This window comes from Janibacter hoylei PVAS-1 (assembly GCF_000297495.1).
GTDB lineage: Bacteria > Actinomycetota > Actinomycetes > Actinomycetales > Dermatophilaceae > Janibacter > Janibacter hoylei.
In genome coordinates, this window is sequence record NZ_ALWX01000041.1 from 1 (window position 1) to 14,866 (window position 14,866).

13 protein-coding genes and 1 pseudogene are annotated in these 14,866 nt (G+C 72.4%); 13 read left to right on the top strand and 1 reads right to left on the bottom strand.

Annotated elements, in window-relative coordinates:
* From B277_RS08920 to ftsY, 5 genes are all read left to right on the top strand, one after another.
* Nucleotides 1–1,123 (top strand): chromosome segregation SMC family protein (locus B277_RS08920; protein WP_007927407.1); only part of this gene is annotated, 1,123 nt, incomplete at its 5' end.
* Nucleotides 1,124–1,204: 81 nt separating this feature from the next.
* Nucleotides 1,205–1,420, top strand: a complete 216-nt coding sequence (locus B277_RS08925; protein WP_007927408.1) for a hypothetical protein — start codon at nt 1,205–1,207, stop codon at nt 1,418–1,420.
* A complete protein-coding gene (locus B277_RS08930; RefSeq protein WP_007927410.1) occupies nt 1,417–3,405 on the top strand; it encodes a M13 family metallopeptidase in 1,989 nt (662 codons plus the stop codon). The genes B277_RS08925 and B277_RS08930 overlap by 4 nt, the downstream gene beginning before the upstream one ends.
* Nucleotides 3,405–3,905, top strand: coding sequence for a DUF309 domain-containing protein (locus tag B277_RS08935; RefSeq protein ID WP_007927413.1), 501 nt, complete (start codon nt 3,405–3,407; stop codon nt 3,903–3,905). Before B277_RS08930 ends, B277_RS08935 begins: the two co-directional genes overlap by 1 nt.
* Nucleotides 3,906–3,956: 51 nt before the next feature.
* Nucleotides 3,957–5,399: a signal recognition particle-docking protein FtsY gene (ftsY, locus tag B277_RS08940; RefSeq protein ID WP_007927415.1), complete on the top strand. Its 1,443-nt coding sequence runs from the start codon at nt 3,957–3,959 to the stop codon at nt 5,397–5,399.
* Nucleotides 5,400–5,465: 66 nt separating this feature from the next.
* Here ftsY and B277_RS17475 read toward each other — a convergent pair whose 3' ends face one another.
* Nucleotides 5,466–6,152 carry a DUF4333 domain-containing protein gene (locus B277_RS17475; RefSeq protein ID WP_128277442.1) on the bottom strand — a complete coding sequence of 229 codons (687 nt, stop codon included), beginning with the start codon at nt 6,150–6,152 and terminating at the stop codon, nt 5,466–5,468.
* 212 nt (nt 6,153–6,364) lie between these two features.
* Between B277_RS17475 and B277_RS08955 the strand changes: the two genes are divergently transcribed.
* From B277_RS08955 to B277_RS16845, 8 genes and pseudogenes are all read left to right on the top strand, one after another.
* On the top strand, nt 6,365–7,813 hold the full coding sequence (locus B277_RS08955; protein ID WP_051987974.1) for an ammonium transporter: 1,449 nt from the start codon (nt 6,365–6,367) through the stop codon (nt 7,811–7,813).
* Nucleotides 7,810–8,148, top strand: a complete 339-nt coding sequence (locus tag B277_RS08960) for a P-II family nitrogen regulator (protein ID WP_007927419.1) — start codon at nt 7,810–7,812, stop codon at nt 8,146–8,148. Before B277_RS08955 ends, B277_RS08960 begins: the two co-directional genes overlap by 4 nt.
* A 12-nt stretch (nt 8,149–8,160) precedes the next feature.
* Entirely contained in the window at nt 8,161–10,365 is a 2,205-nt protein-coding gene (locus B277_RS08965) for a [protein-PII] uridylyltransferase (protein ID WP_238539389.1), read from the top strand.
* A complete protein-coding gene (locus B277_RS19080; RefSeq protein WP_238539390.1) occupies nt 10,299–10,508 on the top strand; it encodes an ACT domain-containing protein in 210 nt (69 codons plus the stop codon). The genes B277_RS08965 and B277_RS19080 overlap by 67 nt, the downstream gene beginning before the upstream one ends.
* Nucleotides 10,509–10,565: 57 nt before the next feature.
* Nucleotides 10,566–12,200 carry a signal recognition particle protein gene (gene ffh, locus B277_RS08970; protein WP_007927420.1) on the top strand — a complete coding sequence of 545 codons (1,635 nt, stop codon included), beginning with the start codon at nt 10,566–10,568 and terminating at the stop codon, nt 12,198–12,200.
* A gap of 31 nt (nt 12,201–12,231) precedes the next feature.
* Nucleotides 12,232–13,008, top strand: coding sequence for an alpha/beta fold hydrolase (locus B277_RS08975; protein WP_338009752.1), 777 nt, complete (start codon nt 12,232–12,234; stop codon nt 13,006–13,008).
* A 68-nt stretch (nt 13,009–13,076) separates the two neighbouring features.
* Nucleotides 13,077–13,721, top strand: a complete 645-nt coding sequence (locus B277_RS08980) for an SDR family oxidoreductase (RefSeq protein ID WP_007927422.1) — start codon at nt 13,077–13,079, stop codon at nt 13,719–13,721.
* An 87-nt stretch (nt 13,722–13,808) separates the two neighbouring features.
* A pseudogene (locus tag B277_RS16845) lies at nt 13,809–14,864 on the top strand (amidohydrolase family protein); the annotation flags it as partial.
* Between the last annotated feature and the right edge of the window lie 2 nt (nt 14,865–14,866).

The window sequence follows — 14,866 nt, forward strand, 5'->3', positions numbered from 1 at the left end:
CCGCGTCGCGCTGCTGGCCGGCCACCGCCGCGGCGGCAGCGATCCGCTCCCCCGACCAGGTGGCGGCACTCTGCACGGCTGCCGCGACCTCGGCCTCGCGTCGGCGACGCTCGCGGCGGGCCCGCAGTCGCTCCCGGGCGGCGATCTCGTTGCGGGGGAGGCCGCCCGGGCCGAGCGCGACGCGGCGCTGCGCGGGCTGCGCACCGAGCTGACCGAGCAGCAGGACGCGCTGCGCGAGCTGACCGACGAGGTGCACCGCGACGAGGTCGCGCGCGCCCAGCAGATCGCCCGCATCGAGCAGCTGCAGGCCAAGGCCATCGAGGAGCTGGGAGTCGACCCCGACGTCCTCATGGAGGAGTTCGGCCCGCACCAGCTCGTGCCCCACGTCGCCGGTCCCGACGAGGACCCGGAGTCCGAGGACTTCCCGCAGCCGCAGCCCTACGTGCGCGAGGTGCAGGAAAAGCGCCTGCGCACCGCCGAGCGCGGACTCAAGGCCCTCGGCAAGGTCAACCCGCTGGCGCTCGAGGAGTTCGCGGCGCTCGAGGAGCGCCACACCTTCCTCACGACGCAGCTCGAGGACCTGCGGCAGTCCAAGAAGGACCTGCTCGAGATCGTCGCCGAGATCGACGAGCGGGTCGAGCAGGTCTTCTCCGAGGCCTTCGCCGACACCGCCGAGCAGTTCGAAGGGGTCTTCTCCCGCCTCTTCCCCGGCGGCGAGGGGCGACTGGTCCTCACCGACCCGAGCAACATGCTGACCACCGGCATCGAGGTCGAGGCTCGTCCTCCGGGCAAGAAGGTCAAGCGCCTGTCGCTGCTCTCCGGTGGTGAGCGTTCGCTCGTCGCGGTCGCGCTGCTCGTGTCGATCTTCAAGGCCAGGCCCTCGCCCTTCTACATCATGGACGAGGTCGAGGCTGCCCTCGACGACACCAACCTCGGCCGCCTCATCATGCTCTTCGAGGAGCTGCGCGACTCCAGCCAGCTCATCGTCATCACCCACCAGAAGAAGACGATGGAGGTCGCCGACGCGCTCTACGGCGTCTCGATGCGTGGTGACGGCATCACGACCGTGGTCAGCCAGCGCCTGCGTGACGTCGCACCGGCGGGCGAGGCCCAGCCGGCCTGAGGCCCCGCAGGCGCTCGATGACGCCCGTGCCGGGCGGCGGGTCGAGTTGAGCGGCCCGTCGTCACGGGGGACGATGGGGGTATGACCGCCATGATCGTGGGGCTGATCCTCTGCCTTGTCCTGTCCTTCGCCGTGATGGGCCTGGTGGCCATCCCCGCGAGGCGCGAGGGTCGCGAGATCCTCACCGCCCGGGGCGAGCGGGTCGTCGTCAAGGTCCGCGAGAGCGCCGACGGTGCCGCGACCCGCACCTCCGGCCTGGTCTCCAGCGCGTCGTCCTCCAAGCGAAAGGCCTCATGAGCTCCACCTCCGAGACCATCCCCGGCCTCCGAGGCCCCGTCGACCCTGCGGTCCGACCCCAGGACGACCTCTTCGGACATGTCAACAACCACTGGCTGCAGGCGGTGGAGATCCCGGCGGACCGCGGTCGCTACGGGGCCTTCGACGTCCTGCGCGAGCGTGCCGAGCAGGACGTGCGCGACCTCATCGAGGAGGTGAGCGACCGGGTCGAGGCCGGTGAGCTGGCCCCGGACGACGTCGCCGGCAAGGTCGGGGCGCTCTACCGCTCCTTCGTCGACGAGCAGCGGGCTGACGAGCTGGGCAGCGCACCGATCGCCGACCTGCTCGACGCTGTGGACGGCGTGACGAGCACGCCCGACCTCGTGGCGCTCACCGGGCGTCTGGCGCGCGACGGCGTGAGCGGCTTCGTCCTCCCCTTCGTCAACACCGACGACAAGGACTCTTCGCGCTACGTGCTCTACCTCGAGCAGGGCGGGCTCGGCCTGCCCGACGAGTCGTACTACCGCGACGAGCAGCACGCCGAGACGCTCGGCGCCTACCGGGCCCACGTCGCCCGCCTGCTGCGTCTCGTCCTCGGCCGCGACGACGAGGCGGCGGCCGAGACCGCCGAGCGCGTGGTGGCCCTCGAGACCGAGCTGGCCCGTGACCACTGGGACCGCGTCGCCAACCGCGACCCCGTCCGGACGTACACGCTCCTCGACTCGGCTGCCCTCACCGAGCTGGCCCCGGCCATCGACTGGGGTGCTTGGGCCTCCGGGCTCGGGGCGTCGTCCCCCTTCGCCGAGGTCGTCGTGCGCCAGCCCGACTTCTTGCGCGGGCTCTCGCTCACGCTCGACACCACTGACCTCGAGACGTGGAAGGACTGGCTGCGGTTGCGCATCGTCCAGGCCCACGCCGCCTACCTCGGGTCCGACGTCGTCGCCGCGGAGTTCGACTTCGTCGGGCGGACCCTCTCGGGCATCCCCGAGCAGCGGGCTCGCTGGAAGCGTGGCGTCTCCCTCGTCGACGACTCGCTCGGCGAGGCCGTCGGCGAGCTCTACGTCGCCCGCCACTTCCCGCCCGCTGCCCGTGAGCGGATGGGCGAGCTCGTCGACAACCTCGTCGAGGCCTTCCGCCGGTCCTTCGCCGCATCCGACTGGATGAGCGAGGAGACCAAGGCGGAGGCCGTCGCCAAGCTCGAGGCCTTCACCCCCAAGGTGGGCCACCCGAGCACTTGGCGTGACTACTCCAGCCTCGAGATCCGCGAGGACGACCTCGTGGGCAATGTGCGCCGGGTCGCGGCCTTCGAGGTCGACCGGGCGCTCGCCAAGCTCGGCGGGCCGGTTGACCGTGACGAGTGGTTCCTCACCCCGCAGACGGTCAATGCCTACTACAACCCGGGGCTCAACGAGATCGTCTTCCCCGCCGCGATCCTCCAGCCGCCCTTCTTCGACGCCGAGGGTGACGACGCCGACAACTACGGCGGCATCGGTGCGGTCATCGGCCACGAGATCGGCCACGGCTTCGACGACGCCGGCTCCACCTTCGACGGTCAGGGCAACCTGCGCGACTGGTGGACCGAGGCGGACCGCGCGGCCTTCGAGGAGCGGCGCGACGCCCTCGTGCGCCAGTTCGACTCCTACTCGACGCGCAATGCCCCGGGCCATACGGTCAACGGCGCCCTGACGGTCGGCGAAAACATCGGCGACATCGGTGGCCTGGCCATCGGTCACGCGGCCTACCTCATCGCCGCGGGCGACGCCGCGTGCGAGAGCGACGCCGACGGACTGACGGGGGAGCAGCGCTTCTTCAGCAACTGGGCTCGCGTCTGGTGCGGCGACGCCCGGCGGGAGGAGGCGGTGCGGCTGCTGTCCATCGACCCGCACAGCCCCCAGGACGTGCGGGCCAATGCGGTGCGCAACATCGACGCCTTCCACACCGCCTTCGGCACGCAGGAGGGTGACGAGATGTGGCTCGACCCGCAAGAGCGGGTCTCGCTCTTCTGATGCCCCGAGACCGCGACGCCCGGGGTCGGGCCGAAAACGCCCGGCCCCGTGACGGGCTCGGCCGGCCCCTGCCCTACGGCAGCGCCGGGGTCGAGCGGGTCGCGCCCGGCGAGCGCACCGCCGATGAGGCGCTCGCGTTGGCCCAGGACTACCTCGACCGCGAGATGCCCTTCCACGCCCACGAGGTGCTCGAGGAGCAGTGGAAGGCGGCGCCCGACCCTGAGCGTGCGCTTTGGCAGGGTCTGGCGCAGCTCGCCGTCGGCCTGACCCACCAGCGGCGCGGCAATGCGCGTGGGGCGGCCAGCGTGACGAGGCGGGGTGCCGCCGCCATCGAGCGCTACGCGGCGATCGCGCCCCACGGCATCGACGTCGCCGGGCTCGTGGCGTGGGCCGCGGAGCTCGCCGCGGACCCGGCGGCCGAGGTGGCCGTGCCCTCCTTCGTTCGTGACCTGCGGGTAACTTCGGTGCGGGTGCCTCCGGGCGGCGGTCGAGAGCGGTGACGCCGCCACGGGTTCGGCGCGGTCCGCGTAGCCTGCGAAGATGGCCGGGTGATGGGTATCGACACACTGACTGAGTACATCGCCGTCGCGGTCGGCCTGCTGCTCCTGCTCGGGGGCCTGGCGATCGGCCTCCTGCGCGGCGGGCGCGGTGGGACCAAGGAGCTGCCGCCGGAGCGGCGCCCCCCGGAGCGGCCCAAGGGCAGCACCGACCACCGCAGCGGCACGATCGTCCTCGACCGTCCGAGCGACCACGCCAAGCCGCAGGCCCCGCCGGAGGAGACGAAGGGGGAGGACCCCGAGCCAGCCAGCCCGCCGGCAGAGGAGCCCGCCGCCCCCGAGGCGGCCGCGCCGGAGACCGCCGCCCCTGAGACGAAGACCCCAGCCGCGGACGACGAGCTCACCCCCGTCCCCTCGGACGAGGAGGCCGACCGGGGTCGCACCGTGCCGCCGCTCGCCACCGAGCCGCAGGCGCCCGCCGAGCCCGAGGCCCCGACCCAGCCCGACGCCCGGGCTGAGCCTGAGTCCCCGGTCGGGCCGGAGGTGCCCGCCGAGGCGCCGGTCGACACCCCCGCTCCCACCCGCGACCGGATGCGGGCCCTGCGCTCGCGCCTGGCGCGCTCCAACGGCGCGATCGGCAAGGGGCTGCTCGCCCTGCTCTCCCAGGGCAAGCTCTCCGAGGAGGACTGGGAGGAGGTCGAGGACACCCTGCTCGTCGCCGACCTCGGCATGGAGCCCACGACCGAGCTCGTCGACTCGCTGCGCGAGCACGTCTCCGTCGACGGCACGACCGACCCCGAGGTCGCCAAGGACTGGCTCTACAACGACCTGCTCCAGCTCGTCGACCCGAGCATGGACCGCGGCCTGGCCGCCTCCAGGGTCGACGACCGCCCGGCCTGCATCCTCGTCGTCGGGGTCAACGGCACGGGCAAGACGACGACCGTCGGCAAGCTCGCCCGAGTGCTCGTGGCCAACGACCGGGACGTCCTGCTCGGTGCTGCCGACACCTTCCGCGCCGCGGCCGCCGACCAGCTCGAGACGTGGGGGGCCCGCGTCGGTGTCCCGACGGTCCGCAGCGACCGCGAGGGTGCCGACCCGGCCGCCGTCGCCTTCGACGCGGTCAAGGCCGCGGCGGACGCCGAGGTCGATGCCGTGATCATCGACACCGCGGGGCGCCTGCACAACAAGGTCGGCCTCATGGACGAGCTGTCCAAGGTCAAGCGGGTCATCGAGAAGCAGACCCCCATCGACGAGGTGCTGCTCGTCCTCGACGCGACGACGGGGCAGAACGGCCTGGCCCAGGCCAAGGTCTTCGCCGAGGCGGTCGACATCACCGGTGTCGTGCTCACCAAGCTCGACGGCACGGCCAAGGGTGGCATCGTCGTCGCCGTCCAGCGCACCCTCGGGGTGCCGGTCAAGCTCGTCGGCCTCGGCGAAGGGCCGGACGACCTGGCCCCCTTCGTGCCGGAGGCCTTCGTCGACGCGATCGTCGGCTGACTCCGGACCGAGCGATGAGGCCCCCGACCACCACGGTGGTCGGGGGCCTCGTGCATGCGTCGGGCGTCAGCGCAGCGACTGCTCGAAGGTCAGGTAGTACCGGCTGTCCGTCGAGGAGGTCATAACCGCCCACGCCACCTTGACCTTGACGTCCGAGCGCCGGCTCGTCCCGGGCACGGGCGCCGTGCACGTCGTCGTGCGGCCCTTGATGAGCACGAGGCGCGACGGGCAGGAGATGTCGGAGACCTTGTGCCCCACCTGCTTCATGCCCCGGGCGATCTGCCGCTCGACCTCGTCCGACGAGATCGTCAGGGACGCGTCGGTGTTGGGCGTCCCCGCCGGCGGCGGCGGGACGCTCGCGCTGGGCACACTCGTCGGTGTCGTGGTCGTCGACCCGTACGACGTCGAGGTCGACGTGGACGTCGAGGTCCACGTGCTCGTGCTCGTGCTCGTGCTCGGCTCGCCACTCGTCGAGGTGCTCGTCGGCTCGCTCGTGGGATCACTCGTCGGGCCTCCGGTCGACTCGCCCGAGATGGGGGGCGGTGCACCGGTGCTCGTCTCGTCGCCACCCTGCATGGCGACGTAGCCGACCCCGCCGCACAGGCAGATGAGCAGCGCGATGACGACGGGGATCGAGACGACCCAGACCCAGGCCGGGACCCCCTTCGACGGCGGTGGGGTGTACGGCTGCTGACCGTAGGGCTGCTGGCCGTACGGAGGGTGCTGTCCCGGTCCCGGGGGCGGCGCGGTCATCGAGGCTCCTGCTCGTCGTGACCGAGGGGCACGCAGGCAGCTGACCCCCCGGCATGAAGTGCGTGCCCGCCCACCGTATGCCATGGCCGGCGTCTCATCACGCGGGACGGAGGGCGTGGTGTCACCGGGTCGTAACGCCTGCGCCGCAAGGGAAACACCGACGTAACACGGGGCATCCGCTGACGAAACGGCACCGGCGGACTCTTGCCGTCATGAGTCCAACCATCGCGCCCCTCGCGGCGACACCACCAGCGATCGACACGTCGGCCACCGCCTTCATGATCATCTGCGCAGCCCTCGTGCTCCTGATGACGCCCGGCCTGGCCCTCTTCTACGGCGGCATGACCCGCGCCAAGTCCGTCCTCAACATGATGATGATGAGCTTCGGTGCCATGGGCGCCGCGGGCGTCGTCTACGTCCTGTGGGGCTACTCGATGTCCTTCGGCGGGTCCGACATCGGCGGCATCCTGGCCAACCCATTCGAGAAGTTCGGTCTGCGCGGCGTCGCGAGCACCGTCGACGGGGTGACCGGGACCGTCGGCGCCGACGGCATGCCCGTCATCGACGTCTTCGGCGCCGACGTGTGGATCCCCGAGGTCCTCTTCGCCGGCTTCCAGCTGACCTTCGCGATCATCACCGTCGCGCTCATCAGCGGGGCCATCGCAGACCGCGTGAAGTTTTCCACCTGGATGGTCTTCGTCCCGGTGTGGCTCACGCTGGTCTACTTCCCGATCGCCCACATGGTGTGGGGCGGCGGGCTGCTGTCCGGTGCAGAGCGCGGCTTCGCCGCCTGGCTCTTCGGCACGGCCGACGGCGCGGCGACCGTCGCTCCGATCGACTTCGCCGGAGGCACCGTCGTGCACATCAACGCGGGCATGGCCGGCCTCGTCCTCGCCCTCGTCGTCGGCAAGCGACTCGGCTTCGGCAAGACCGCCATGCGCCCCCACAACGTCCCGCTCGTCATGATCGGCGCCGGTCTGCTGTGGTTCGGCTGGTTCGGCTTCAACGCCGGCTCCGAGCTCGCCGCCGACGGTGTGGCCAGCCTCGTGTGGGTCAACACCACGGCCGCCACCGCCGCCGCGATCCTCGGCTGGCTGCTCGTCGAAAAGCTGCGTGACGGGCACGCCACCTCGATCGGCGCCGCCTCCGGTGTCGTCGCCGGCCTCGTCGCCATCACCCCCGCCTGCGGCAGCCTCTCACCCGTCGGGTCGCTCGGCTTGGGCGCCGTCGCCGGTGCGCTCGCCGCCCTGGCCGTCGGCCTGAAGTACCGCTTCGGCTACGACGACTCGCTCGACGTCGTCGGCGTCCACCTCGTCGCCGGCCTCTGGGGCACCGTGGGTACCGGGCTGCTCGCCACCGACGGCGGGCTGCTCTACGGCGGCGGCGTCCAGCAGACCGTCGTCCAGGTCGTCATCGCCCTCGTGAGCCTCGTGATCTCCGCGGTCCTCACCTACGTCATCGCCATCGTCCTCAAGCACACGATGGGCTGGCGCATCAGCGAGGAGGACGAGGTGTCCGGTATCGACTCCGCCGAGCACGCCGAGTCCGGCTACGACCTCGCCTCCCGCGGTGGTCGCCTCGGGTCGGCCGGGGCCGGTGTCGCCACCGCAGCCGCGCACGCCCGCCAGCAGGACGAGACCATCGAAGGAGCCCGAGCATGAAGCTCGTCACCGCCATCATCAAGCCCCACCAGATCGACGACGTCAAGGAGGCCCTCGAGTCCTTCGGCATCACCGGCATGACCGTGAGCGAGGCGAGCGGCTACGGCCGCCAGCGCGGCCACAGCGAGGTCTACCGCGGGGCCGAGTACACGGTCGACTTCGTCCCGAAGATCCGCCTCGAGGTCCTCGTCGAGGACATCGACGCCGAGTCCGTCGTCGGCGTCGTCGTCTCGGCGGCCCGCACCGGTCGGATCGGTGACGGCAAGGTCTGGGTCACCCCCATCGACGACGTCGTGCGCGTGCGCACCGGGGAGAAGGGAGTCGAGGCGATCTGAGCCTCGGACACCATGACCCGCACCGGAAGCGACATGCGATCCGCGCGGCTCGATCTCGCCGGCACCCGGGAGTTCACGCTCCCGGGTGCCGGCGAGGCCCGCCGCGCCGCGATCAGCGAGGCGACCCGCAGCTGGCTGACCGATCTCCACCTCGACGCCGTGGGGGAGCGCCCCGGCATCGCGCTCGCCGCGGTGGGCTCCCTGGGGCGTGGCTGGTCCGGCCCGCTCAGCGACCTCGACCTCGTCCTCGTCCACGACGGCCGCAGCATCCGCGCCGACGACCTCACGGCCATGGCCGACCGGCTCTGGTACCCGATCTGGGACTCCGGGCTCGCGCTTGACCACTCGGTCCGCTCCGCGGCCGAGTGCCGCAGCGTCGCCCGGGAGGACCTCTCAGCGGCGGTCGGCCTGCTCGACCTCTCCCTCGTCGCCGGCGACGAGGAGCTCGTCGCGGGGGTCCGCTCCACCGTCTCCCACGACTGGCGCTCGGGGGCCCGCACCCGGCTGCCGCAGTTCGTCGAGTCGGTGCGGGCCCGTCACCACCGGCACGGTGACCTGAGTCAGCAGGTCGAGCCCGACCTCAAGGAGGCCCTCGGGGGTCTGCGCGACGTCACCGTGCTCGACGCCCTCACTCGAGCCTGGCTCACCGACCGCCCCCACGGGGCCGTCGAGCCGGCCCTGCACCACCTGCTCGACGTGCGTGATGCCCTGCACGTCGTCACCGGTCGCGGCCGTGACCGGCTGCTGCGCGAGGAGCACGACGCCGTGGCCGCACTGCTCGGCCTCGGCGACGCCGACGAGCTGCTCACCAGCGTCTCGACCTCGGCCCGCACCATCGCGTGGGCCCTGGAGTCCACGATGAGGCGGGCCGGCCAGAGCCAGCGTGCGCGGACCCTGCGCGTCGGGCCGCGCCGCCCGCTCATGAAGCCCCTCGGCCACGGCCTCTTCGAGCACGACGGCGAGGCGGTGCTCGGGTCGACCGGGCTGGTCGGGGTCGACCCGAGCCTCCCCCTTCGTGCTGCGGTCGTGGCGGCTCGCCACGGTCTGCCGCTGGCGCCGCAGACCCTGACAAACCTCGCCGCCTGCCCCGAGCCCTCCCTGCCGTGGGACCAGCACGTCCGCGACCTGCTCGGCGACCTCCTCGCTGCCGGCCCCGGGCTGCCGCCCGTGTGGGAGGGGCTCGACCAGGTCGGCATCATCGAGCGCTGGCTGCCGGAGTGGGCCGACGTGCGCTGCCGGCCCCAGCACAACCCCGTGCACCGGCACACCGTTGATCGGCACCTGCTGGAGACGGTCGCCCGCGCCTCGAGCCTCGCGCGCGACGTCGCCCGCCCCGACCTGCTGCTCCTCGCGGCCCTGCTCCACGACATCGGCAAGGTCGCCGGTGCCCGCGACCACTCGCGCACGGGAGCCGACATCAGCGACCGCGTGCTGCGTCGGTGGGGCGTGCCCGACGACGACCGCGAGCGGGTCGTGCTGCTCGTGCGGGAGCACCTGACGCTCGTCGAGACCGCGACCCGGCGCGACCTGGCCGACCCGGCCACGGCGAGCGCCGTGTGCGACCTCGTCGAGGGTGATGCGGAGACCTTCGAGCTGCTGCGGGCGCTGACCATCGCCGACGCCCGGGCCGCCGGGCCGGCTGCCTGGACCGACTGGCGGGCGGGGCTCGTCGACACGCTCACCGGCCGCGTGCGCGAGCGGCTCACGGGCCAGACGCCTCCGGTCCCGCCGCTCGCGCCGGCGCCGGAGGTCGACGACGAGGCGCTCGGTGACGTCGTCGCCGGACGCCCGCACGTGCGTGTCGAGCGGGCGCCCGGCGGGTGGGCCCTGACGATCCACTGCCGGGACCGGCTCGGGCTCTTCGCCGACACAGCCGGTCTGCTGGCGGCGCACGGCATGACGGTCCGGCGGGCCCGACTGGCCACCGTGGACGGGATCGCCGTCGACGAGTGGTTCGTCGAGTCGCCGGGAGGGGACCAGCCCGAGGCCGTGCGGGTGGCCTCGGGGCTCTCCCGGCTCGAGGCCGGGGATCGCGCCGCGCTCGGGGGCGCTCGCCCGACGCCGGCGCGGGGACGCCCCGGCCGGTGCGGCCGGGGGGAGCGCGGGCCTTCGTCCTGCCGAGCGCCGGCAGCGGCGCCACGGTCCTCGAGGTGCGCTCGCAGGACCGGCCGGGACTGCTGCACGACCTCGGGCAGGTCCTCGCGGAGGAGGGGCTGAGCGTGCGGTCGGCACACATCTCGACCTTCGCCGGGCAGACCCTTGACACCTTCTACGTCACCGATCGTCGGGGCAGCGAGCTCGGGCCGGCGGCGGTGGCGCGGGCGCTGGCGGTCGTCATCGACGCCTGTGACGGCGCCTGAGGCGCCCGTGCCACCACGAGGCGAAGGGAGGAACCGCGGGCAAGTACCCTTGGCCGGGTGTTCACCAGCCTGTCCGACCGCCTGACCGCGACCTTCAAGAACCTCCGCGGCAAGGGGCGCCTGTCCGAGTCCGACGTCAACAAGACCGTCCGCGACATCCGGATGGCCCTCATCGACGCCGACGTCGCCCTGCCCGTCGTCAAGGAGTTCACCTCCGCCGTGCGCGAGCGCGCCACCGGCGCCGAGGTGAGTGGGGCCCTCAACCCGGCCCAGCAGGTCATCAAGATCGTCAACGAGGAGCTCGTGACGATCCTCGGCGGCAATACCCGGACGATCCAGTTCGCCAAGCGGCCGCCGACGGTCATCATGCTCGCCGGTCTCCAGGGCTCGGGCAAGACGACCTTCGCCGGCAAGCTCGGCGCCTGGCTCAAGGACCAGGGCCACACCCCGATCCTCGTCGCGGCAGACCTCCAGCGCCCCAATGCCGTCACCCAGCTCGAGGTGACCGGTCAGCGAGCCGGCGTCCCGGTCTTCGCTCCCGAGCGGGGCAACACCGGTGGGCACGACGCCGTCCTGGAGTCGGGGGAGGGCACCCGCTCCTTCGGTGACCCCGTCGCCGTGAGCCGCGCGGGCATCGCGCACGCCCAGTCGCAGATGCACGACGTCGTCATCGTCGACACCGCCGGCCGTCTCGCGGTCGACGCCGAGCTCATGCAGCAGGCCGCGGACATCCGGGCCGCCGTGGAGCCCGACGAGGTCCTCTTCGTCATCGACTCGATGATCGGTCAGGCCGCCGTCGAGACCGCACGGGCCTTCGCCGAAGGGGTCGACTTCACCGGTGTTGTGCTCTCGAAGCTCGACGGTGACGCCCGCGGTGGTGCGGCCCTGTCCGTCGCCGGCACGACGGGGCGGCCGATCATGTTCGCCTCCACGGGCGAGCAGACCAAGGACATCGAGGTCTTCCACCCCGACCGGATGGCCGGGCGCATCCTCGACATGGGTGACGTCCTCACGCTCATCGAGCAGGCCGAGCGCGCCTTCGAGCGCGGCCAGGCCGAGGAGATGCAGCGCAAGTTCCTCGCGGAGGAGGACTTCACCTTCGACGACTTCCTGCAGCAGATGTCCGCGATCAAGCGGATGGGCTCGCTGAAGTCGATGCTCAAGATGATGCCCGGCATGGGGCAGATGTCGGCGCAGCTCGACAACCTCGACGAGCGCGAGTTCGACCGGGTCGAAGCCATGGTCCGCTCGATGACCCCCTTCGAGCGCACGCACCCCAAGCAGATCAACGGCTCCCGCCGCTCGCGGATCGCCAAGGGCTCGGGCGTGACCGTCTCCGAGGTCAACCAGCTCCTCGAGCGCTTCACCGAGGCGCAGAAGATGATGAAGCAGCTCGCCCGGGGCGGTGGCATGCCGGGCATGCCCGGCGTCCCCGGCATGGGTGGCGGTGCGGGCCGCAAGAAGGGCAAGCAGCAGCAGAAGAAGAAGGGCAAGTCGGGCAACCCCGCCAAGCGCGCCCAGCAGGAGCGCGAGGCAGCCGAGCGCGCGGGCCGGCGGGGGGGCGCTCCGGGCCGGCGGGCTCGGCCTTCGGTGGCGGCCCCCGCGGGCGGGGGTGCCGGCCTCGACCCCGCCGACCTCGACCCGAGCCAGCTGCCGAAGGGCTTCGAGAAGTTCCTCGGCGGCGGCAGCTGACCGACCGATGGGTTCGCCGACGCTCCACGCGGTGACCTCGGGGACCTCAGGCACCCGGGTCGCCTTCTGCCACGGGCTCTTCGGCCAGGGGCGCAACTGGACCCAGATCGCCAAGGGTCTGGCCGACATCAGCCGGCCGACCCTGCTCGACATGCCCAACCACGGACGGTCGCCGTGGACCGAGCGCTTCGACTACCCGACGGCCGCCGACATCGTCGCCGACAACCTGCGGGCGATCGACTCGGACGAGCCGTGGGTCGTCGTCGGGCACTCGATGGGCGGCAAGATCGCGATGCTCGTGGCCCTGCGCCACCCCGAGCTCGTCGACCGGCTGTGCGTCGTCGACATCTCGCCGGCCGCGACGACGAGCTTCAGCGAGTTCGAGACCTACATCGCCGCGATGCAGGCGATGGACCTCGGCAGCATCACCACCCGTGAGCAGGCCGACGCGGCGATGCGCGAGGCCGCACCCGATCCGGGGGTGCGGGCCTTCCTCCTGCAGAACCTGCGCCGGGAGGGCGACGGCTGGCGCTGGCAGCCCAACCTCGAGGTGCTCGGCCGCGACATCGCCACCATCGGCGGCTGGCCCACCGACGAGGTGGCGGGTCTCGCCCCCTTCGACAAGACGGTGCTGTGGCTCGCTGGCGAGCGATCGCTGTACGTCACCGACGACGACCTCGCCGAGATGCGACGGCTCTTCCCCCGGGTGCGGCTCGTGACCGTCAAGGGTGTCGGGCACTGGGTGCACTCGGAGGCGCCCGAGGTGACGCTCCAGTCGCTGCGGGCGCTCATCACCTCGTCACGCTGACGCCGGAGTGTGATGCAGTAGAGGGGCCCGGCGGAGCTGCCGGGCACCCCGACCGAGAGGACCTGATCATGTCCCGCACCGTCGTCATCGGTGGCCACGGCAAGGTGGCCCTGCTGCTCACCCCGATCCTCGCCGAACTCGGGCACTCGGTGACCTCCGTCATCCGCAACCCCGATCACGCCGCCGACGTCGAGGCGGCAGGGGCGACCCCGCACGTCGCCGATGTCGAGATGCTCGACACCGACGGCATCGCCGAGGTCCTCGCGGGCCACGACGCGGTCGTGTGGTCCGCCGGCGCCGGCGGGGGAGACCCCGAGCGCACCCGGGCCGTGGACCAGGACGCGGCGATCCGCTCGATGGAGGCCGCGCGACAGGCCGGCGTGCGGCGCTACGTCATGCTGAGCTATTGCGGTGCCGGGCCCGACCACGGCGTCGACCCGAGCAACCCCTTCCACGCATATGCCGAGGCCAAGGCCGCGGCCGACGAGCACCTGCGCGGCACCGACCTCGACTGGACCGTCCTCGGGCCGAGCAGCCTGACCCTTGACCCGCCGACCGGCAAGATCCAGGTCGGCCGGGAGGGGAGCGGCCAGGTCTCGCGAGCCAATGTCGCCCGGGTCATCGCAGCGACGCTCGCCGCCAACGCGACTGTCGGGCGGACCATCGAGTTCCACGACGGCCAGACCCCGATCGACGAGGCGATCTCCGGCTGACGGTGGGGCGCGGGAGAGTGCGCCGCACGACCGGGAGCAGTAGGCTCCCGGTCTTGTCCCCGCGGTTGGGCACGATAGCGTCGGACCATGGCTGATGTGTTGCACGTCAAGGGCGAGGTGCTGGTCTCCGAGCAGGAGAGCGTGCCGGAGCTGTGGGTCATCGACGGCAAGGTCTCCTTCACGCCGCCGACGAGCGGTGACGTCGAGACGGTGACCGGGTACGTCCTGCCCGGCTTCGTCGACGCGCACTGCCACGTCGGGCTCGATGCGCACGGGGCGGCCGATGTCGCGACGAGCGAGGCCCAGGCCGTGACCGACCGCGACGCGGGCACCCTGCTCATCCGTGACGCCGGCTCGCCGGCGGACACCCGCTGGATCGACGAGCGCGACGACCTGCCCAAGATCATCCGGGCCGGCCGTCACATCGCGCGGACCAAGCGCTACATCCGCAACTACGCGCACGAGGTCGAGCCCGAGCAGCTCGTCTCCCGGGTGCGCGCCGAGGCTCGCGCGGGTGACGGCTGGGTCAAGCTCGTCGGGGACTGGATCGACCGCGGCGTCGGTGACCTGGCCCCCTGCTGGCCCCGGGAGGTGCTCGTCGAGGCCATCGCGGCCGCCCACGAGGAGGGTGCCCGGGTCACCGCGCACTGCTTCGGCGAGGAGTCGCTCGCGGACTTCGCGGCGGCCGGCACCGACTGCATCGAGCACGCGACCGGCCTGGTGCCGGAGACGATCTCCGCCTTCGCCGATCAGGGCATCGCGATCGTGCCGACCCTCGTCAACATCGAGACCTTCCCCAAGATCGCGGCACCCGCCGCGGAGAAGTTCCCCGACTACCACCGGCACATGCTCGAGCTGCACGAGCGGCGCTTCGAGACGGTCGCCGCCGCCCGCGACGCAGGGATCGACGTCTACGTCGGTACCGACGCCGGCGGCTCCCTGCCGCACGGGCTCGTCGCCCAGGAGATGGAGCTGCTCACCCGAGCGGGCTTCAGCACCCGTGAGGCACTGGCCGCGGGCACCTGGCGCTCACGTGACTGGCTCGGTCACCCCGCCATCGCCGAAGGGGAGGACGCCGACCTCGTCGTCCTCGCCGACGACCCCCGTGAGGACGTGCGCGCCTGCGGCACGCCGGCGCACGTCAT